Source organism: Mesorhizobium sp. 10J20-29, from assembly GCF_054130485.1.
The window spans coordinates 4,788,333-4,808,330 of the sequence record NZ_CP199156.1; the positions used below are offsets into that span (position 1 = coordinate 4,788,333).

The window sequence follows — 19,998 nt, forward strand, 5'->3', positions numbered from 1 at the left end:
AGCCCTCGAATTCCTATCTCAGCTTCAGGCTCGACAGGCCGATCAGCGCCAGGATCACTGCGATGATCCAGAAGCGGATCACCACCTGGCTTTCGGTCCAGCCGAGCTTCTCGAAATGGTGGTGGATCGGCGCCATCAGGAAGACCCGCTTGCCGGTCATCTTGAAGAAGCCGACCTGGATGATCACCGAGAGCGCCTCCATCACGAACAGGCCGCCGATGATGGCGAGCACGAACTCGTGCTTGACGGCCACCGCGATGGTGCCGATCAGGCCGCCCATCGCCAGCGAGCCTGTGTCGCCCATGAAGATTGCCGCGGGCGGGGCGTTGAACCACAGGAAGCCGAGCCCCGCGCCGATGACCGCGCCGAGGATCACCGCTAGTTCGCCGGTACCCGGCACGAAATGGATCTGCAGGTATTCGGCGAACACCGCGTTGCCCGACAGGTATGCGATGACGCCGAAGGATGCCGCCGCGATCATGATCGGCACGATGGCGAGCCCGTCGAGCCCGTCTGTCAGGTTCACTGCGTTGCCGGCGCCGACGATGACGATGCAGGCAAAGGGTACGAAGAACCAGCCGAGGTTGATCAGGAAGTCCTTGAAGAAGGGAAAGGTCAGCGACGACGAGAACGGCGCCTGCCCGACATTCATGATGACGATCGCGGCAATCGACGCGATCAGGAACTCGATAGCCAGCCGTGCCTTGCCCGAAAAGCCGAGATGCGACTGCTTGGTCACCTTCAGGTAGTCGTCGTAGAGGCCGATCGCGCCGAAACCGAGTGCCACCAGCAGCACCACCCAGACATAGACGCTGTTGATGTTGGCCCACAGCAGCGACGACACGACGATGCCGGACAGGATCATCAGCCCGCCCATGGTTGGCGTGCCGGCCTTCTTGAAATGCGTCTGCGGCCCGTCGGCGCGGATCGGTTGGCCCTTGCCCTGCCGGAAGCGCAGCGATGCGATGATGGTGGGCCCGAAGATGAAGACGATCAGCGCCGAGGTGATCAGCGCGCCGCCGGTGCGGAAGGTGATGTAGCGGAAGACGTTGAAGGCCGAGACCTGGTCCGCGAAATTGACGAGTAGGGTAAGCATCGGATCAGTCCCCCCGGACCAGTTCAGGAAAGCTTGGCGGCGCCGGCATCGGCCGGGAACGCATTGACCAGCGCATCGATGAGCTTCGAGAAGCCGATGCCCTTGGAAGACTTCACCATCACCACGTCGCCGGGGCCGACGGCCTCGAGCAGAACCGGCTTCAGTTCGTCAGCGCCGGTCCTGTATTCTATTTTCGAGCCGTCCGGCAACGCAGCGGCAAGTGACTTCATCTCCGGTCCGGCGAGCAGGATGAGATCGGTCCTGGTGCGCGCGATGAGTTCTGCGAGCCCGGCATGCAGGCGCTCGGAATGGCTGCCGAGTTCCAGCATGTCGCCGAGCACCGCGATGCGCCGCCCCTTGCCCTCGACCGGCGTCGCGTCGAGCAGCGCCAGCGCTGCCTGCATCGAGGCCGGGTTGGCGTTGTAGCTTTCGTCGATCAGCGTGATCGAGCCCTTTGGATGGGTCAGCACGTGGCGCTTGCCGCGCCCCGCCTCCGCACTGACCCCGGCGAGCGCCAGGGCCGCGGCGGCTACGTCGGCGCCGGCGAGATGGGCTGCCCCCAGCACCGCCAGCGCATTCTGCACGACATGGCGCCCGGGCGCGCCGATGGTCGCCGTCACTTCCTTGCCGCCGATCTTCGCCGAGATCAGCGAATGGTCCGGATGCAGCGCGAGGTTCGTCAGCCGGTAGACCGCCTTGGCATGTTCGCCGAAGCCGGCGACCTTCTCGACGCCCGCCGCCTTGGCGAGCTTCGACAGTAGCGCCCAGTTGGCGTCGTCGCGGTTGATCAGCGCCACGCCCCCCTTTTCGACGCCCTCGAATATTTCCGCCTTGGCCCTGGCGATATCTTCCAGCGACTTGAAGTGGCCGAGATGCGCGGCAGCGATCAGCGTCACGATGGCAATATGCGGCCTGACCATCTTCACCAGCGGGCGGATTTCGCCCTCGTGGTTCATGCCGATCTCGAAGATCGCGTAGTTGGTGTCGGCCGGCATGCGCGCCAGGGTCAACGGCACCCCCCAGTGATTGTTGAACGACTTGTCCGATGCATGCACCTTGCCGGCCTGCGACAGCACGTGGCGCAGTGCTTCCTTGGTGCTGGTCTTGCCGGCCGAGCCGGTGATCGCGATGACCCGCGCCTTGGTGCGCGCGCGCGCCGCGATGCCGGCCTTCTCGAGCGCCACCAGAACGTCGGGCACCACGATCATCGGCGCTGTCAGGCGACCGAGCGCCGGCAGCTTGCCTTCGGCAACCACCAGCAGCCCTGCCCCGGCCTTCACCGCCGCAGTTGCGAAGTCATGGCCGTCCATCGTCTCGCCCTTGATGGCGAAGAAGGCATCGCCCGGCTTCAGCGAGCGGCTGTCGATGGAAATGCCGGTGATGCCTTCCGGCATCGTGCCGATCGGGCGCCCACCCATCGCGTCAATCAGGTCCTCGGTCAGCCAGAGCAGGCTCATGCGATGCCTTCCCGGAGTGCCTTGCGCACTTCCTCGTGGTCCGAGAAGGGCAAGGTCTCGCTGCCGACCGTCTGGCCGTGCTCGTGCCCCTTGCCCGCGATGATAAGCGTGTCGCCGGCGGCGAGCATGGCGACCGCGTCGCGGATCGCCTTGTGCCGGTCGCCGATCTCGATGGCGCCCGGAGCGGCCGCCAGGATCGCCTTGCGGATGTCTGCAGGCACTTCCGAGCGCGGATTGTCATCGGTGACGATGGTGACATCTGCCAATCGCGTCGCGATCTCGCCCATGATCGGCCGCTTGCCGCGGTCGCGGTCGCCGCCGCAGCCGAACACCACGATGACGCGCCCGGTCGTGAAGGGCCGCACCGAGGCCAGCACGTTCTCCAGTGCATCGGGCTTGTGGGCATAGTCGACATAGACCGGCGCGCCGTTGGCCGTCGTGCCGACGAGGTCAAGCCGGCCCGGCGCGCCCTTCAGGTGCTCGAGCGCGTCGAGCGCCTTGTCGACCGGCGTGCCGGTCGAGGCGGCAAGTCCCGCCGCCACCAGCGCGTTGAATATCTGGAAGTCGCCGGCCAGCGGCAGCACGATCTCGTGCAGCACGCCGTCAGCCTCTATCTCGGCGCGCTGACGGTAGCGCTCGTGCTCGACCCGCTTCAGCTTGAGAAACGAACCCTGCCGGCCGACCGTAAGCACCTCGAGCCCGGCCGCCTTCGCCGCCTCGATGGTCCGCTTCGACCATGTGTCGTCGGCGAAGATCACCGCCGGCGCGCCCTTCGGCAGCAGCGTGTCGAACAGGCGCAGCTTGGCGTGGTGATAGTCTTCCACCGTCAGGTGGTAGTCCATGTGGTCGCGGCCGAGATTGGTGAAGCCGCCGGCCGACAGTCGCACGCCGTCGAGCCTGCGCTGGTCGAGGCCGTGGCTCGACGCCTCCATGGCCGCATGTGTCACGCCGGCATCCGCGAGATCGCTGAGCACCTGGTGCAGTTCGACCGGGTCGGGCGTCGTCAGCTGGCCGTAGTCGTCGCGTCCGGGCGCCACCACGCCGGTTGTACCGATGCTGGCGGCGGCCTTGCCGTCATGTTCCCAGATCTGTCGGGTAAAGGCGGCGACCGATGTCTTGCCGCTTGTGCCGGTCACGGCGACCATCGTCTCGGGCTGGCGCGGATGCAGCGCTGCCGCGGCCTTCGCCAGCGCCAGGCGCGGATCCTCGACCGAAATCACCGGCACGGACAGTTCGCCGAGCTTTGCGCCACGTGCCGCCACGATCGCCACCGCCCCACGGGCCACGGCGTCGGCCGCATAGCTGGCGCCATCGGCCTTGCTGCCCGCCACCGCGACGAAAACCGTCCCCGGTCCGCTGCGGCGCGAATCCGAAGTCACTCCTGCGACCTCGGCGTCGGCAAAAACGCCGCCATCGGCGATCAGCATACCGGCAAGGTCAACAAGCTTCATCAAGATCCAGTCGTCAAAAAATGGCGGCGCGCTTCCCGGCGCCTTCGAGAATCACTGATAGGAGACGACCGTAGCCCCGCTTTCATGGCCGAATTCCGGCTTCACGCCAAGCAGCGCGCCGGCCCGGCGGATGATGTTAGCCACGATCGGGGCCGCATTCGACCCTGCGGTGGCGCCCATGCCCGGTTTCTCGGGCTTCGGCTCGTCGATGATGCTGAGCACGATATACTGTGGATCGTCCATCGGGAAGGACGCCACGAAGGCGTTGAAGCGCACGGACGAGGAATAGCGCCCGTTGACCACCTTCTCGGCCGTGCCGGTCTTGCCGCCGACGCGGTAGCCGGGAACGCGGGCATTCTTGCCCGAGCCCTTTTCGGCGTTGAGGGCATAGAGATAGCGCATGTCTGCGCTGGTCTGGTCCTCGATCACCTTCTTGGCGGTGGCCATCGCCTCCTCCTCGCCGCGCTTCAGGAAGGTCGGCTCGATCAGGTAGCCGCCATTCATCAGCGCCGCGCAGCCGACCGCGGTCTGCAGCGGCGTCGTCGAGACGCCGTGGCCGAAAGCCACGGTGATCGAGTGAACCTTCTTCCACACCTTCGGCTCGGTCGGCCGTGCCACTTCCGGCAGTTCCGTGTCCATGCGGTCGAGGATGCCCAGCCGGTGCAGGAATTCGCGGTGGCCCTCGATGCCGACCACGTCGGCCTCCTTGGCCGAGCCGATGTTTGACGAGTAGATGAACACCTCCGGCACCGTCAGCACCCGGCCCTTGCCGTGGAAATCGTTGATCGTCTGGTTGCCGATGCGGATCGGCCGCGACGCGTCGAACGTGCTGTCGAGCGTCACCTTGCCGGAATCAAGCGCCATTGCCGTGGTGAAGCTCTTGAAGGTCGAGCCCATCTCGTAGAGGCCGGCCGACATGCGGTTCAGCCGGTCCTTCTCGTGCGCGTTGTACGGGTTGTTGGGGTCGTAGTCCGGCACCGAGGCCATCGCCAGCACTTCGCCGGTCTTGACGTTCAGCACCACCGCGCCCGCGGCGATCGCGTGGTAACGCTCCATCGCCTGGGTGATCTCGTCATGCACGATGTGCTGCACGCGGATGTCCATCGACAGCTTGAACGGCTTGAGGTCCTTGGCGATCGCAAGGCCGGACGCCTGCAGGTCGGCCAGGCCCTGGTCATCGATGTACTTCTCGATGCCGGCAATGCCCTTGTTGTCGATGTTGGTCAGGCCGAGGATATGCGAGGCCGTCGCGCCGCCCGGATAGAATCGGCGCTTCTCGGTGCGGAAGCCGATGCCCGGCAGGCCGAGCTGCATGATGTCGTTCTGCTGCCTTGGCGTCAGCTGCCGTTTCAGCCACACGAAGCCGGCCCCGCTCTTCAGCTTGTGGTAGGTCTGCTCGACCTCGATGTCGGGCAGCACGGTCGACAGCTTCTCGATCACCTCGTCGGCGTCGACAATGCGGCGCGGCTCGGCGAACAGCGAGGCCGTCTTGATGTCGGTGGCGAGGACTTCGCCGTTGCGGTCGACGATGTCGGGCCGCGACGCGGTCACCCGGCTCTCCGGCCCGCCCGATTCCTCGGGGTCCAGCATGCCGAGATAGACCAGCCTGCCGCCGATCGTGGCGTAGATGCCGAAGAACACCGCCATCGTCATGACGACGCGGTTCCTTGCCCTGCCGCCGGTCGCCTTGCGGGCGCCCTCGACGACGATCGAATTTGCCTGTGCTTCGGCCGGCGCGGCGCGCTTCCTGAAAATGCTCATCACTGCACCACCGCCCCGGTCACCGTCTGGTCCGGGCCGCTTTCGGCCATGCCGCCGAGATGCTGGTTCGACAGGTCCTCGATCACGACCGGCTTGGACGGCAGTTCTTCAAGCCCGACGATCTGGTGCGGCTCGATCGGCTGCAGCGCCAGTTCCGACTGGTAGATTTCCGACAGTTTCTGCAACCGCGAAGGCTGCGTCAGCAGGCTCCAGTCGGCCTTGAGAAGGTCGAGCGTGTCCTCCTCGAAACGTATCTCGCGTTCGATCTTGTGCACGATCGCGAGGCGGTCCTCGGCGTCCTGCTTGATCTTGTAGGTAACGGCGGCCGCCGAAACCATGACGGCGATCAGCACGATATCGCTGGTACGGAACACTGTTACTACCTCTCTGCCGAAAGCCGGATGTCGGGAAGTTTCGGAAGCCCGAAGATCGAAAAATCCTCGGGCCGGGCCGCTGCCTCGGTGCGGACAGCGACGCGCAGCTTGGCCGAGCGGGCACGCGGATTGACCTCGGTCTCCGCCTCGCTCGCCGCCACCGCCCCACCGCGCTTGGCGAAGGTCGGCGCCTTCTCCTGCAGCTCCGGCAGGAAGCGCGACCCCGCCGCGTTGCCGGAGCGGTCGGCGATGAAGCGCTTGACGATGCGGTCCTCGAGCGAATGGAACGTGACGACGACCAGCCGGCCGCCGGGTTTCAGCGCGCGCTCGGCCGCAAACAGTGCGAGCGCCAGTTCACCGAGCTCGTCATTGACGAAGATGCGCAGCGCCTGGAAGACGCGCGTCGCCGGGTGGATCTTGTCCTTGGGATTGCGCCCGACATGCGCCTCGATGGCGTTCGCGAGGTCGAGCGTGGTCTCAAAGGGCCGCGCCTCGCGCCGCTTCTCGATCATCCGCGCGATGCGGCCCGCATGGCGCTCCTCGCCGAGAAAGCCGAAGATGCGGGCGAGATCGCCCTGCTTGAAGCGGTTGACGACGTCAGCCGCACTCGCGCCCTCCTGCGCCATGCGCATGTCGAGCGGCCCGTCGGCGCGGAACGAGAAGCCGCGCCCGGCCTCGTCGAGCTGCATCGACGAGACGCCGATATCGAGCACCACCCCGTCGACCGCCTCGGCGTGATCGTCGAGCCTGGAGAATGGCCCTTGCACCAGCCGCAGCCTGCCGCCGGAAGAGGCTTCCATGTCGCGCCCGGCAGCGATCGCGTCCGGGTCGCGGTCGACCGCCACCACGGATGCGCCCGCGTCGAGGATCGCCTTTGTGTAGCCGCCGGCGCCGAACGTACCGTCGATGAAGGTCTCGCCCTCCTGCGGTGCCAGCGCCGAGAGGACTTCGGCGAGAAGAACCGGAATGTGACGGGCCGGTCCGCCAACCGCGGGGCTATCCCCGCCGTGACCCGCCATCATTCCGGTTGCTCCCCAGGCTTCGTCCCCTGCCGAAGTCGCGAAAGTCTTGCCCTCACCTCCGCGCCATAGGCGCCGAGCCGTCCGGGCTCCCAGATCTGAAAGAAATTGCCGCGCCCCACGAAGGCCACCTCCGTCGTGATGCCGGTGTGTTCGCGGATGAAGTCGCTGACCGTGATGCGCCCGTCCTGGTCGTATTTCAGGAACGCCCCGTCGCCATGCACGAAGAAGGACATGTCGTCGGCGGTCTGCAGGAACGGGTCTTCCAGCGCTATTCTCTCCTCGTAGCGGTCGAGCAGGTCGAGCCCGCCCACATCCAGCGCCGGCACGTCGAGCTGCCTGATGGCGTAAAGCTCGGCATAGCCGCGGCTCTGCACCACGGCGCGGAAATGCGCCGGCACGGAAACCCGCCCCTTGGCGTCTATTCTGTTGACTGCGCTGGACAGAAACCGGTTCATCACTCGTAACAGCCGCTCTCGCCGCCGCGCCCCGTTTCGTCATGTTTGCCGCGCCTCCGCAGCGCGGTTTCGGTGCCCTCCGTTCCCCGCATTGATATCGCGCGAAGCCGTGCCGGACAGGGCCAGGACCCCGCGGCTTGCACGCGCAAAACCCTCGACGGGAAAACAGACTTGATTGTGCTTATGGGATAGCATGGGGCACTATGGGCGTCAACGGGAACAACTCTCTGAATCCAGGCAAATCCGCGTCTCCGGACGGGTTGCAGGGCATCGCGCCCTTTATCCTCCATTAAGCCTAACGAAGCGTTATTGGCCGCGGCTGAACCCGGCGGCACCTTGCGGAGACCGACCGCGCATCATAGCGTCGCGCCGAATCTGAAAACCCATCCGCAGAGACTTGAAACCATGACCGACAGCCCGGCGTCCCGCGCGGCAAACCTCGCCCATCTCCGTCGCCGCAAGCTCGCCAAGGGCGATCCGGTTCCCCTGCCCCTGACCATGGCGTCCATCTTCAACCTGCCGGGCGACCCGGCCGGCTTCCGGCAGTATGGCCGCTTCGACAACCCGACCTGGGAAGCAGCCGAAGAGATGCTCGGCCATCTCGAAAACGCCACCGCCGTTGCCTTTCCATCGGGCATGGCGGCCATCTCGGCCATCTTCCTTGCCCTGCTGAAAACAGGCGACCGCGTGCTGCTGCCCTCCGACGGCTACTACACGCCCCGCGTGCTCGCGGAGCGCTTCCTGAAAGGGCTCGGCATCGAGTTCGACCTGCGCCCGACCACCAGCTATCTCGACGGCGGCTTCGACGGCTACCGCATGGTCTTCGTCGAGACGCCATCCAATCCGGGCCTCGATGTCTGCGACATTCCCGCGGTCGCCGCGGCCGCACATGCGGCCGGCGCCATCGTCGTTGCCGACAACACCACCATGACGCCTTATGGCCAATTGCCGCTCGATCTCGGCGCCGACGTGGTCGTCGCCGCCGACACCAAGGCGCCGAACGGCCATTCCGACGTGCTCTTCGGCCATGTCACCAGCCGCGATGCCGAAATCATCGCCGCCGTGAAGGACTGGCGCAAGCTGTCAGGCGCCATTCCCGGCCCCTTCGAGGCCTGGCTGCTGCATCGCGGCCTGGAGACGCTGGAAGTCCGCTTCGACCGCATGTGCAATTCGGCCGAGATCATCGCCCGCCGCCTGAAGGACCACCCGAAGGTCCGTGCCGTCCGCTTCCCCGGCCTCGAGGGCGATCCCTCGCACAATCTCGCCGCCACGCAGATGCTGCGTTTCGGCTTCCTCATCGGCCTCACCCTCGGCTCCGAGGAAGAGGCGGACGCTTTCATCGGCAATTGTGCGCTGATCCAGCCGGCCACCTCCTTCGGCGGCGTGCACTCGGCCGCCGAGCGCCGCGCCCGCTGGGGCGACGCCGTGGATGCCGGTTTCGTCAGGCTGTCGGTCGGCTGCGAGCCGACCGAGGAGCTGTGGGCCGCCATCGAGGCATCTTTCGACGCGCACTGATCGCGGCTCTCGCTTGAGGAAAAAATTGCCAGCTGGCCTGTAAGCCGGGTTCTGTATGGCCCCCGTCGCCTTGCGGCGGCGGGAACGTGGCGGCCATTCGTCTTGGACCGATGTTGCCATCGGTCTCATGCAACCTACCCGGACGGTGGACCGGAAACAGCCCTGAGGGTTGCCCCCCTACCGCCCCTATTCGGTTTTGCTCCCGGTGGGGTTTGCCGTGCCGCCCCTGTTGCCAGGCGCGCGGTGGGCTCTTACCCCACCCTTTCACCCTTGCCGCGCCCCGTCCCGAAGGACGGCCGCGGCGGTTTGCTTTCTGTGGCACTTTCCCTGGGGTCGCCCCCGCCGGCCATTAACCGGCACCGTGTTTCCATGGAGCCCGGACTTTCCTCACCCGCAGCCTTTCGACTGTTGCTGGTGCGGCCGCCCGGCCAGCTGGCAGGGCGTATAAAGGCGTTCGCCTGTTGAAACGCAAACGAAAAAAGTAACGCCCGCCCGGGCTGCCCCGGGCGGGCGTGTTTCGTGTCTTGGCGTTGCCGCCGCGGTCAGATGCCGGCGAGCCGCTTCTTGACCTTCTTGCAGTAGGCCGACGAGATCGGGTTCATCCGCTTGGCGCCGTGGCCCGCATTGTACTTCAGGATCGTGCCGCAGGTGCTGCCACCGCCGAGCTTCTGCGCCTTGGCCAGGTATTTCAGCCCGTACTTGATGTTGGTCTCGGGGTCGAACAGGCCTCTCGTCGATCCGGAATAGCCCATCATGCGCGCCGTGGCCGGCTTGATCTGCATCAGGCCGATCTCGCCGGCGCGGCCCTTCGAATTGGGCTTGTAGTTGCTTTCCACCTGGATCACCGCATGCACCAGCTCCGGCGAGACGCCGTTCATCGAGGCATAGCGCTCGATCAGCGGCGCAAAGGGCTTGTCCGCCTTCTTGGCCTTGGCCTCCTCGGCGTCGGCCTTCTTGCCGGCGCGCGTCGTCTCGGCCGCTGCTGCCGCCGCCTTGGCGGCGTGAAAGATCTCCTCGCCCGTCTTGCCGCGCTCGCCGGCCCGGTGGCCGCTGTCTTCCTTGCGCGACGCCGTCACCGTGCTCTCGGCCTTCGTGGCCGCCTTCGATACGTCACTCTTCGAGACTTCTTTTGCGTCCACTGCAAATGTCGTCAGGCCCGCGACGAGCGCGGCTGCCAAAACCGTCAGATTCTTCATGATTTCCTGTCTGCTATGCGGTCCCGCGACAGTATCCGCGCGGGGATGATCTACACTACACCGGGAGCGACACTCATCAGCCCGCCGGCAACTCGATGGCGCTCCTTTGCAGATCGACTTTGGGACAAAAAGGGCCGATCAAGTCACGTTGGATGACAAAATATTACCATGCCGGTTTTCGGCTTCGGTGGCCGTGCCGCTCTCAGGCAGGTTCGCGCGGCAATGCCTGCAGCAGCCTGGCGAGCGTATCGACCGTCGATCGGTCGGCCAGGCCGTCGACCCGGCGCGGCCTGAAATGCAGCTGAAACGCTGCAACCACAACGCCTGTCGCCTCGTCGAATACGCCGGTGATATCGACGCCATAGCCGTAGAGCGACAGCATCGATTGCAGTTCCTCGACGGCGTCGCCCTTGTCGCCGGGCGCGAGAACCGGCGTGCCGCCCGCGCGTCGCGGCGCGACAATATGACCGATGCCCGCCTGGGCCAGCTGCCCCCACGGAAACCGCTCGCCCGGGTCAACCTTGCGGCCCGGCGCCACGTCGGAATGCGCCAGGACGCGCTCTGCGGGGATGTTGTGCCGGCCGATGATGCCCGCGCAGAGCGCTGTCACCGCGGCCATCTGGCGCTTGCGGAAATTGCGGTAGCCGAGCGCATGCCCGGGATTGACGATCTCGATGCCGATCGAGCAAGAATTGATGTCGCTGTTGCCCTGCCAGAAGCTCTTGCCGGCATGCCAGGCGCGGTCGCTCTCGCGCACCATCTGCACGACGCGGCCGTTCTCGTGCACCAGGTAATGCGAGGAGACCTCGCTCGCCGGGTTGCACAGCCAGGCTTCGGCGGCATCGCCGCTCTCCATGCCGGTATAGTGCAGCACGATCATGTCGGGCCCCTCGACGCCGCGGCGCGGGCCGAAATTCGGCGATACCCTGACATCCGCGCCGGCATGGTCGGGCGCAAATCCACTCATGCAGGTCTGAGGCCCCGTTCGATCGTCTCGTATGCCGCGTTGATCGCCGCGATGCGCGTCGTCGCGATGCGGATGAACTCCTGCGGCACGCCGCGCGCGATCAGCCGGTCGGGATGGTTCGCTGCGACCAGCTTGCGGTAGCGTTTCTTGACGTCGTTGAGCGTGCTGCCGCGTTCTACGCCAAGGATGAGATAGGGGTCGGCATCGCCGAGATTGGCGTGCCTCGCCAAAATGCTCTGGTAATGGCTCTCCTCGATGCGGAAGATTTCCGCGATGCGGTGCAGGAACAGCCCCTCATGCTCATGCAGAACGCCGTCCGCCTTGGCGATGTGGAAGAGGCCGTCGAGAATGTCCTCCAGCATGGCGCAATTGGCCTTGCCGGTGCCGCACAGCCCGGCCATCTGCCTGGCATAGGCCTCGAAACCGGCGACATCCGCCTTGGCGAGATTGTAGAGCCGCTCGACATTGCGCCGCTCGGAAGCGGGAACCGAAAATATCTGCTGGAAGGCCTGAACCTCGTCCTGCGTGACGATGCCGTCGGCCTTGGCCATCTTGGCCGACAGCGCGATCATGGCGACCGAAAAGGCGACCCGCCGCCTCAGGTCGGCATCGCCCATGAAGACGGTCTGCACCGCCTCCACCACATCCGAGACGCCGGACGAGGCGGATGCGGAGACACGGGCGACGAATTCGCCTATGCGGTCCCAAATCGACATCGCCGTCTCATAGGATGAAAATCCCGGCTTGGCGAGGGAGCGGTTAGAGCAAATCGATGGGGTTACTGGCCCAAGCGATTTGCCGCGACGGGCGGTCGCGGCGCACGCTACCCGTCGGCACATGCTTCAGACTGCTTCTCCTGGCCAGCCCACGGTGCTGCGCGAAAACGCCGGCCTCGCCATCGGCCTCCTCGGCGTCGTCATTTTCGGCGGCACGCTGCCGGCAACGCGCGTCGCGCTCGGTGCCTTCGATCCCCTCTTCATAACATTCGGCCGCGCCGCTCTTGCGTCCGCCGCTGCCGCGGCGATCCTCATTCTCCTGCGCCGGCGCTTTCCGCGTGGCGACCTCGGCGCCCTTCTCCTTGCCGGAGTGCTGCTGGTCTTTGCCTTCCCGCTGCTGTCCTCGCTCGCCATGCAGACCGTGCCGGCCGCGCATGGCGCCGTCGTGCTCGGTATCCTGCCGCTCGCCACCAGCATATTTTCGGCGCTCCTGACAGGTGAGCGGCCCTCGATCCTGTTCTGGATCTGCGGTGTCGCCGGCGCCGCCCTTGTCGTCACCTTCGCCATGCGCGACGGCGGCATGCAGCTTTCGAGCGGCGACATCTGGCTGTTCCTCGCTGCCATTCTCGTCAGTCTCGGTTACATCATCTCCGGCAGGCTTTCGCGCAGGATGCCGGGCTGGGAAGTGATCTGCTGGGCGCTCATCGTCACCGCCCCCGTTTCGCTCGTCGGGACGGTTTTCGCCTGGGGACCCGGATTCTCGAACGCCGCGGCCCCTGAAGCCGTAGCCTTCCTCTACCTCGGCCTCGGCTCGATGTTTCTCGGCTTCTTCGCCTGGAATGTCGGACTGGCAATGGGCGGCATTGCTCGCGTCAGTCAGGTGCAGCTTCTGCAGGCTTTCGTCACCATTGCCATCTCCGCCCTGCTCTTGGGCGAAACCATTACCGGCGAGACCCTGGCCTTCGCGCTCGCGGTGATGGTGACAGTGATGATCGGCCGTTGGGCGCGCGTTGCCGCCTGAACGAAAGGAGGCCGGTCGAAACCGGCCTCCTTCATCCCCAAAATCGAGGGTCTTACTGCACTTCGGGTTCCGGCATCGGCTGAGCCGGCGAGGTCCCCTGCAGGTCGCCGCCCGTACCCGTCTCGGGTGTCGGCTCGATGCCCTGCGTGGTCGTGTTGTCGGTTGCCGGCGGAGCCGGCGTCACCGGCTGCTCCATGCCCGGTTCGGCCTGCGGAACGCTCTGGGTCGTGGTGTTGTCGGTGCTATCGCTGCAGGCGACCAGCCCCATCAGGGCGACGGCCGAAACGGATGCGACAAGAAACTTCTTCATGACTTCTCTCCTTCCGTGGGTGCCTGCGCTGCAGGCGGTCGGGAGAGAAATGCGCGTCGGTCTGTACTGTTTCGTCACATCGGGAGTCGGCTCTTAACATTGCGTCAGATAGCGCGCCGGACACCTTTGGTCACAGGCTCGCCGCGCTGCGCGCCGCCTGGTCGTATTGCCCCGACAGCGCCCGCATCAGGGCAGCAATGCCGCTGATCTCGGCTTCGTCGAACTTCAGCCCCTTCACGGTGGAAACCAGCAGCGCCTCGCGCACCTCGCGGTAGCGGCCGCAGGCCTCGGCCCCTTTCTCCGTCGCCTTCACCGTCTTTTCCTTGCCGCGCCTTCCGGTGGTGATCAGGCCCAGCCCCTCGAGCTTCTTTAACGCATAGGTCACCACATGCGTGTCCTCGATATTGAACATCATGCAGATGTCCGAGAGCGTCTTCTCGCGGCTGCGGTGGTTGGCTGCGTGCAGCACCAGCACGTCGATCGGCGCCAGGCCGGGCATCCCGGCCGCGCCCATGCCGCGCACGCTCCAGCGCTGGAAGGCGTTGCCGAGGATGGTCAGCGCGAATTCCAGTTCCGACAGCGCCGGCATGTCGCCATCGGCGAGGTGGGCGGCGGAGACGACGGGACCAATCCCGGTGGCGGCTTTCTGCATCGCATTTTTTCCTTCGCATTTTATCGACAAATCATTGACGAAATGGCGATGTTCTGTTCTATACCGCTCTTCTGCGCAAAGTCCAAGGCGATTGACGGGAGAGTTTCATGCTCGCGAAGAAGTGGGATTTCTGGATCGACCGCGGCGGCACCTTCACCGACATTATTGGCCGCGATCCCGAAGGCGCCCTGCATCCGCGAAAACTTCTGTCCGAGAATCCCGAGGCCTATAGCGACGCCGCCATCCAGGGCATCCGCGACCTGCTCGGCGTTGCTCCCGGCGCCGCCATCCCTTCCGGCCTCGTCGGCGACATCAAGATGGGCACCACGGTCGCCACCAACGCCTTGCTCGAGCGCAAGGGTGATCGCGTGTTGCTGCTCATCACCAAGGGTTTTCGCGACGCACTGAAGATCGCCTACCAGGCGCGGCCCGACATCTTCGCCAAGGAGATCATCCTCCCCGAGCAGCTTTACGAGCGCGTCGTCGAGGTCGAGGAGCGCGTTCGCGCTGATGGAACGGTCGAGAAACTGCTCGACCTTGCCGCCGTCAAACCTCAGATCGAGCAGGCGAAGAAGGACGGCATCGACGCCGTCGCCATCGTCTTCATGCATGCCTGGAAATACCCCGATCACGAAAAGGCGGTCGCGGACGTCTGCCGCAAAGTCGGCTTTGGACAATTGTCGGTCAGCCACGAGGTCTCGCCGCTGGTCAAGCTGGTCGGCCGCGGCGACACCACCGTCGTCGACGCCTATCTCTCGCCGATCCTGTCGCGCTACGTCAGCCGCGTCGCCGGCGAACTTGGCATTGGCGACAATCCGGCCGAAGGCCGCAAGCCCGCCAAAGGGGTGGAAGATGGGGCGTCGGCCGGCCAGGCCACCCCCGCGGAGGCCAGGGAGCGAAGCGAGCGCGCGGCCGTGAGCGAAAATCCAAAGCTCATGTTCATGATGTCGTCCGGCGGCCTCACCTCGGCGGAAAACTTCCAGGGCAAGGACGCGCTGCTGTCCGGCCCGGCCGGCGGCGTCGTCGGCATGGTCGAGACCGCAAAACTCGCCGGCTTCGGCAAGGTCATCGGCTTCGACATGGGCGGCACCTCGACCGACGTCGCCCATTACGACGGCGACTACGAGCGCGCCTTCGACACCGAGGTCGCCGGCGTGCGCGTCCGGGCGCCGATGATGCGCATCCACACCGTCGCCGCCGGCGGCGGCTCGATCCTGCATTTCGAGGCCGGGCGCTTCCAGGCCGGGCCGGATTCGGCCGGCGCCACACCCGGCCCCGCCTGCTACCGACGCGGCGGCCCGCTCGCCGTGACCGACGCCAATGTCATGCTGGGCAAGCTGCAGCCCGACTTCTTCCCGGCGATCTTCGGCCCCGGCCAAGACCAGCCGCTCGACGCCGCCGTGGTGCGCGAGCGTTTCGCCGCCATGGCCGCAGAGATCGGCGACGGCCGTGCGCCCGAAGCGGTCGCCGAGGGCTTCGTCACCATCGCTGTCGAGAACATGGCCAACGCCATCAAGAAGATCTCGGTGCAGCGCGGCTATGATGTCACCGAATATCTGCTCAACTGCTTCGGCGGCGCCGGCGGCCAGCACGCCTGCCTCGTCGCCGACGCGCTCGGCATGGAGGCGGTGCTCATCCACCCCTTCTCCGGCCTGCTCTCGGCCTATGGCATCGGCATGTCGAGCGTCTTCGCCTCGCGCCAGCAGGGCCTGATCCGGCCGCTCGCCGAAGACACCGTCGCCGATCTCGACGCCACCATCGCGACCCTGCACGACGCCGTGTTCGCCGAGATGAGGCTGCAGGGCGTTCCGGACGACGCCGTCGTCTGGCGGCCCAACCTCCACATCCGCTACGACGGCACCGACACGGCGCTCCCGGTCAATTTCGCCGCCCGCTCCATAAATCAGGCGCGGACCGATTTCGAAACAGCCCACAAGGCGCAGTTCGGCTTCGTCTACGACGACAAGCCGATGGTCATCGAGACGGTCGAGGTCGAGGCTTCCGATGGCCGTGTCACCGGCCGCGACGAGACCGACCGGCCGCTCTCCGGCACCGACGCAAAACCCGTCGAGACCCGCCCGATCTTCTGCAACGGCGCCTGGCTGGATGCCGCCGTCCACCGCCGCGAGAACCTCGCCTGCGGCAACCGCATCGACGGTCCGGCGCTGCTCATCGAGAGCCACCAGACCATCGTCGTCGAGCCGGGCTGGCAGGCCGAGATCACCGCCAGGGATCACGTGCTGCTCCGCCGCGTCGAGAAGAAGCAGCGCCAGGCCGCCATCGGCACCGAGGCCGACCCGGTCATGCTCGAGGTCTTCAACAACCTCTTCATGTCGATCGCCGAGCAGATGGGCGTGACGCTGCAGAACACCGCCTATTCGGTCAACATCAAGGAGCGGCTGGACTTCTCCTGCGCCGTCTTCGACCGCACCGGCGCGCTCGTCGCCAACGCGCCGCACATGCCGGTGCATCTCGGCTCCATGGACCGCTCCGTCGAGACCATCATCCGGCTGAACGCGGGCGACATCCATCCGGGCGACGTCTTCGCGCTCAACGCCCCCTACAATGGCGGCACGCATCTTCCCGACATTACCGTCGTGACGCCGGTCTTCGACGATGCCGGCGAGGAAATCCTGTTCTACTCGGCCTCGCGCGGCCACCATGCCGATGTCGGCGGCACGGCGCCCGGCTCGATGACGCCGCTCGCCACCACGGTCGATGAGGAAGGCGTGCTGATCGACAATTTCCGCATCGTCTCGCGCGGTAGGTTCCAGGAGGCCGAGCTCCACCGTATCCTCACCGACCACCCCTACCCGGCGCGCAACCCGCACCAGAACATCGCTGACCTCAAGGCGCAGATCGCCGCCAACGAGAAGGGTGTCGCCGAGCTGCGCAAGATGGTCGCGCATTTCGGGCTCGATGTCGTCGAGGCCTATATGGGCCACGTCCAGGACAACGCCGCCGAGAGCGTGCGCCGCGTGCTGGAGCGCCTGCCGGATGCTTCCGAGTACGAATACCCGACCGACACCGGCCAGGTCATCAGGGTGAGGATCACCGTCGACCGCGCCAGGCGCGAGGCGACCGTTGACTTCACCGGCACCTCGCCGGTGATGAAGAACAATTTCAACGCCCCCGAACCGGTCGCGCGCGCCGCCGTGCTCTACGCCTTCCGCGTCATGGTCGAGGACAACATCCCGATGAATGCTGGCTGCCTCAGGCCGATCAACATCGTGATTCCCGACGGCTGCATGCTGCGCCCCGCCTACCCGGCGGCGGTGGTCGCCGGCAATGTCGAGACCTCGCAGCACGTCACCAACGCCATGTTCGGCGCCATGGGCGCGCTCGCCAATGCGCAAGGGACGATGAACAACCTGACCTACGGCAATGAAAAATATCAGTATTACGAGACCATCTGCTCCGGCTCGCCGGCCGGCCGCATGAATAGCGGCCGCGGCTTCAACGGCACGTCCGGCGTCCATACCCACATGACCAATTCGCGCCTCACAGACCCGGAAGTGCTGGAACTGCGCTTCCCCGTGCTGCTCGAGGATTTCCACATCCGCCAGGGCTCGGGCGGCAAGGGAAAGTTCCACGCCGGCGACGGCACCCGCCGCACCATCCGCTTCCTCGAACGCATGGAATGCGCCATCCTGTCGTCGCACCGCAACCGCCCGCCCGAGGGTCTCGAGGGCGGCGGCTCCGGCGAAGTCGGCATGACGCAGGTGCGTCGTTCCGACGGCACCGTCGAAACGCTGCGCGCCTGCGACCAGACCTTCCTTGAGCCCGGCGAGGCGGTCATTGTCACCACGCCGACGCCGGGCGGATTCGGGGCGGCCTAGGCCACGGCCGCCTCCGCGCCCGAATTAGTGAAATTGATCATGTCGGCGATGGTGAAGTGCCCCGCTTCGGCGCCCGGCAGTGTCGGACGCCAGGTCGGCCATTGCGACAGGAATGAATGCCGGTCCTCCGCGATCAGCCCGGCCAACACTTCGGCAACGATGGTGCCGCCGACAGGCCCGAGGTGAAGGCCGCCGGAGGAAACTTCGGCCTCGCGCAGGATGTAGAACCACAACGGGCAGTTGTTCTCGAACATGCCCGGATGCGCCGCCAGCAGGGCCGCGCGCTGATCGCGCCGGTCCGCGTCGTCGGAATCGAAGAGCTCGGCGTCGCTCAGCGCCTCGAGGCTCATGAAGTGCGCCACCGCCTGGCCGCAGGGAATACCCATGCGCCAGCCTCGAAGGAGGTTCAGTGCCGCCAACGCGCGCCGGGCCGGTACCTGATCTTGATGATCTGGCAGACTGGTCAACGGATCGACGAGCGTGGTGTCGATCTTGAAGGATGGTTGCGGCAGCATAGCGCCGGGCGGCGGCGAATCCGGCGCCACGCCATCGAAATAGAAGCCCCAGTCGACCGCCCAGAAGTCCGGCAGCTCGCGGAAGCCGTTCAGGTTTGCGAGCTCCGAATTCAGCAGCGAGAAGACCGGAATCCGGTGGTAGGTCGCAGTCTGGCCGGCAAAGGGCTGCTGGCTGGGATTTGCGCCGCGCACGATGTGGTTCAGCGAATAGCTCGGCCGCACCATCGAATGGCCGTAGCGATAGGCCGCCACGGAGAACTCGACCGGAATGAAGGCATAGCGCCCTTTCGCTTCGTAGAAGCGCGTCGTCGGTATGCCGCCCCGCCCGCCGACGACCTCCTGGTAGGTCTGGTCGCCAACCACGCGCGGCAAGAAGTCGTGCAGCACCATCCACTGGTAGTGCCAGCGCACGATCTGCTGCGCGCGCTGGAAGTCACCGCCGGCAACCGTGTCCAGCACCCGGTTGTGAAAGCGCAGGAAGGTTGCCTGCAGTTGCGAGACGATCGAGTTCTCGTCGTTGCGCTTGTCGCCGATCAGCGCCCGCCGCGGCGTGGCGTCGTTGCGCGGCAGGTCGGGCCGGCTGTTGCGAGCCTTGTCGTAGTCCCGGTCGAGGCCGAGCAGCAGGTGCTTGCCGTCACTGTCGTACAGGAAGGGCTGATCGTCCGGACCCGAGCCGTAGACGGAATCTAGATCGAGGCGCGGCGTGCGGAAATCCTGCAGCGCGTCGGGATCGTTGAAACGATCGAGCGACGACATCGGGTCGAAGGTGATGTCGTGGTCGATGAACTGGCCGAGATAGGTGAAGCCTGCAGACAGTGCCGGGTTCTCGTCCGGCTCGCTGCCCTCTAGCGGCGTGTCGACTTCGACGCCGGCAGCGATGCGGCGGGAAAACTCGCCGTGAAACATCGTCTCGGCCAGCCCAACCAGAGCCTCCTCGCTGAACTCGGCCGGCGGCAGGTTGCGGAACATGCGCCCGAAGCGCTGATCTCTTACGCTTGAATGGGGAACGTTGGCCTGACCGCGCACTGCGGCACCGTGCTTGGATGTCATGGAACCCCTCCCGAACAGCCGCCGGAAGTCCCGGTCAGAACTTCCTGACGCTTTCCATTGTGGATTGCATGATGCTATCTATACAATCATTACTTGTAAAGATGGACACCTACACTTTATGCGTGCATGACCTCGCACACTGCCGGCCCTGCAACATGCAGGCGTGGTCGCAGTCCTACTCCAGGTTGGTCTGGATCCAGCGCGGCGACATGTGAATGTCGAGCGTCTGCAGGCGTCCGGGTCCGAGATTGATGAAGCGGTGCGGCACCCCGGCCGGGCCGAGCACCGTCTCCCCGGCCTCGGCGTCGATCACCGCCTCGCCGACGAAGAAGCGCGCGTGGCCCTGCTGCACGACGAAGACCTCGTCATAGGGATGCACATGCAACACCGGTCCCTTGCCCGGTTCGTCATTGCCATAGGTGAGGATGGTCACCTGCGCCCCGAGGCTCTCGCCGTTGACGGAACCGCGATGGGGACCTTCGACGGACCCATCGAACAGCCGCGCCTTTGCCGGCGGCCGACCGTCCGGCGTCACGGTAGCGGGGTCGAAATCGTGTCGGGACATGGAAACCTCCAAGGATCGAGTCGTGCGCCAAACATG

General features: G+C 65.8%; 17 protein-coding genes and 1 other RNA gene. 3 read left to right on the forward strand and 15 right to left on the reverse strand.

From position 1 onward, the window contains the following. Positions 1–13: 13 nt before the first annotated feature. From mraY to mraZ, 7 genes are read right to left on the reverse strand one after another with little or no spacing between them, the layout of a single operon-like run. On the reverse strand, positions 14–1,096 hold the full coding sequence (mraY, locus tag ACT2BZ_RS23050) for a phospho-N-acetylmuramoyl-pentapeptide-transferase (protein ID WP_457938101.1): 1,083 nt from the start codon (positions 1,094–1,096) through the stop codon (positions 14–16). 23 nt (positions 1,097–1,119) lie between these two features. Beyond that, positions 1,120–2,553 (reverse strand): UDP-N-acetylmuramoylalanyl-D-glutamyl-2,6-diaminopimelate--D-alanyl-D-alanine ligase, encoded by a 1,434-nt coding sequence (locus ACT2BZ_RS23055; protein WP_457938103.1) that lies wholly within the window; start codon positions 2,551–2,553, stop codon positions 1,120–1,122. Beyond that, entirely contained in the window at positions 2,550–4,004 is a 1,455-nt protein-coding gene (locus ACT2BZ_RS23060) for a UDP-N-acetylmuramoyl-L-alanyl-D-glutamate--2,6-diaminopimelate ligase (protein WP_457938104.1), read from the reverse strand. The genes ACT2BZ_RS23055 and ACT2BZ_RS23060 overlap by 4 nt, the downstream gene beginning before the upstream one ends. A gap of 51 nt (positions 4,005–4,055) precedes the next feature. Continuing rightward, positions 4,056–5,765 (reverse strand): peptidoglycan D,D-transpeptidase FtsI family protein, encoded by a 1,710-nt coding sequence (locus tag ACT2BZ_RS23065; RefSeq protein WP_457938106.1) that lies wholly within the window; start codon positions 5,763–5,765, stop codon positions 4,056–4,058. Next, a complete protein-coding gene (gene ftsL, locus ACT2BZ_RS23070) occupies positions 5,765–6,139 on the reverse strand; it encodes a cell division protein FtsL (RefSeq protein ID WP_457938108.1) in 375 nt (124 codons plus the stop codon). Before ftsL ends, ACT2BZ_RS23065 begins: the two co-directional genes overlap by 1 nt. A 5-nt stretch (positions 6,140–6,144) precedes the next feature. After that, positions 6,145–7,161 (reverse strand): 16S rRNA (cytosine(1402)-N(4))-methyltransferase RsmH, encoded by a 1,017-nt coding sequence (rsmH, locus tag ACT2BZ_RS23075; protein WP_457938110.1) that lies wholly within the window; start codon positions 7,159–7,161, stop codon positions 6,145–6,147. After that, positions 7,158–7,616 (reverse strand): division/cell wall cluster transcriptional repressor MraZ, encoded by a 459-nt coding sequence (gene mraZ / locus ACT2BZ_RS23080; protein WP_457938111.1) that lies wholly within the window; start codon positions 7,614–7,616, stop codon positions 7,158–7,160. Before mraZ ends, rsmH begins: the two co-directional genes overlap by 4 nt. Positions 7,617–8,021: 405 nt before the next feature. Here mraZ and ACT2BZ_RS23085 point away from each other — a divergent pair, with 405 nt between their 5' ends. After that, the gene (locus ACT2BZ_RS23085; protein WP_457938113.1) at positions 8,022–9,131 is read left to right on the forward strand and encodes a cystathionine gamma-lyase; all 1,110 of its coding nucleotides are present in this window, start codon (positions 8,022–8,024) and stop codon (positions 9,129–9,131) included. Between the two features lie 24 nt (positions 9,132–9,155). Here ACT2BZ_RS23085 and rnpB read toward each other — a convergent pair. The 4 genes from rnpB to ACT2BZ_RS23105 form a co-directional block, all read right to left on the reverse strand. Further along, positions 9,156–9,567, reverse strand: an RNA gene (gene rnpB / locus ACT2BZ_RS23090) — RNase P RNA component class A. 106 nt (positions 9,568–9,673) lie between these two features. Further along, positions 9,674–10,327, reverse strand: a complete 654-nt coding sequence (locus ACT2BZ_RS23095) for a lytic transglycosylase domain-containing protein (RefSeq protein WP_457938115.1) — start codon at positions 10,325–10,327, stop codon at positions 9,674–9,676. A gap of 202 nt (positions 10,328–10,529) precedes the next feature. Then, a complete protein-coding gene (locus ACT2BZ_RS23100; RefSeq protein WP_457938117.1) occupies positions 10,530–11,294 on the reverse strand; it encodes an N-acetylmuramoyl-L-alanine amidase in 765 nt (254 codons plus the stop codon). Further along, positions 11,291–12,010, reverse strand: coding sequence for a TerB family tellurite resistance protein (locus ACT2BZ_RS23105; RefSeq protein ID WP_457938119.1), 720 nt, complete (start codon positions 12,008–12,010; stop codon positions 11,291–11,293). Before ACT2BZ_RS23105 ends, ACT2BZ_RS23100 begins: the two co-directional genes overlap by 4 nt. A 121-nt stretch (positions 12,011–12,131) precedes the next feature. Between ACT2BZ_RS23105 and ACT2BZ_RS23110 the strand changes: the two genes are divergently transcribed. Further along, positions 12,132–13,031, forward strand: coding sequence for a DMT family transporter (locus ACT2BZ_RS23110; RefSeq protein WP_457938121.1), 900 nt, complete (start codon positions 12,132–12,134; stop codon positions 13,029–13,031). A 52-nt stretch (positions 13,032–13,083) separates the two neighbouring features. Here ACT2BZ_RS23110 and ACT2BZ_RS23115 read toward each other — a convergent pair whose 3' ends face one another. Both ACT2BZ_RS23115 and ACT2BZ_RS23120 read right to left on the reverse strand, forming a co-directional pair. Further along, entirely contained in the window at positions 13,084–13,341 is a 258-nt protein-coding gene (locus ACT2BZ_RS23115; RefSeq protein ID WP_457938123.1) for a hypothetical protein, read from the reverse strand. Positions 13,342–13,471: 130 nt separating this feature from the next. Next, on the reverse strand, positions 13,472–13,993 hold the full coding sequence (locus ACT2BZ_RS23120; protein ID WP_457938125.1) for a winged helix DNA-binding protein: 522 nt from the start codon (positions 13,991–13,993) through the stop codon (positions 13,472–13,474). Between the two features lie 107 nt (positions 13,994–14,100). On the opposite strand from ACT2BZ_RS23120, the gene ACT2BZ_RS23125 reads away from it, so the two are divergent. Continuing rightward, a complete protein-coding gene (locus tag ACT2BZ_RS23125) occupies positions 14,101–17,832 on the forward strand; it encodes a hydantoinase B/oxoprolinase family protein (protein ID WP_457938127.1) in 3,732 nt (1,243 codons plus the stop codon). On the opposite strand, the gene ACT2BZ_RS23130 is transcribed toward ACT2BZ_RS23125, so the two are convergent. Both ACT2BZ_RS23130 and ACT2BZ_RS23135 read right to left on the reverse strand, forming a co-directional pair. Then, complete coding sequence (locus ACT2BZ_RS23130) at positions 17,829–19,397, reverse strand: peroxidase family protein (protein ID WP_457938129.1); 1,569 nt, start codon at positions 19,395–19,397, stop codon at positions 17,829–17,831. The two genes, ACT2BZ_RS23125 and ACT2BZ_RS23130, sit on opposite strands and share 4 nt — an antisense overlap. Positions 19,398–19,572: 175 nt before the next feature. Next, positions 19,573–19,962: a cupin domain-containing protein gene (locus ACT2BZ_RS23135; protein ID WP_457938130.1), complete on the reverse strand. Its 390-nt coding sequence runs from the start codon at positions 19,960–19,962 to the stop codon at positions 19,573–19,575. Positions 19,963–19,998: the final 36 nt, after the last annotated feature.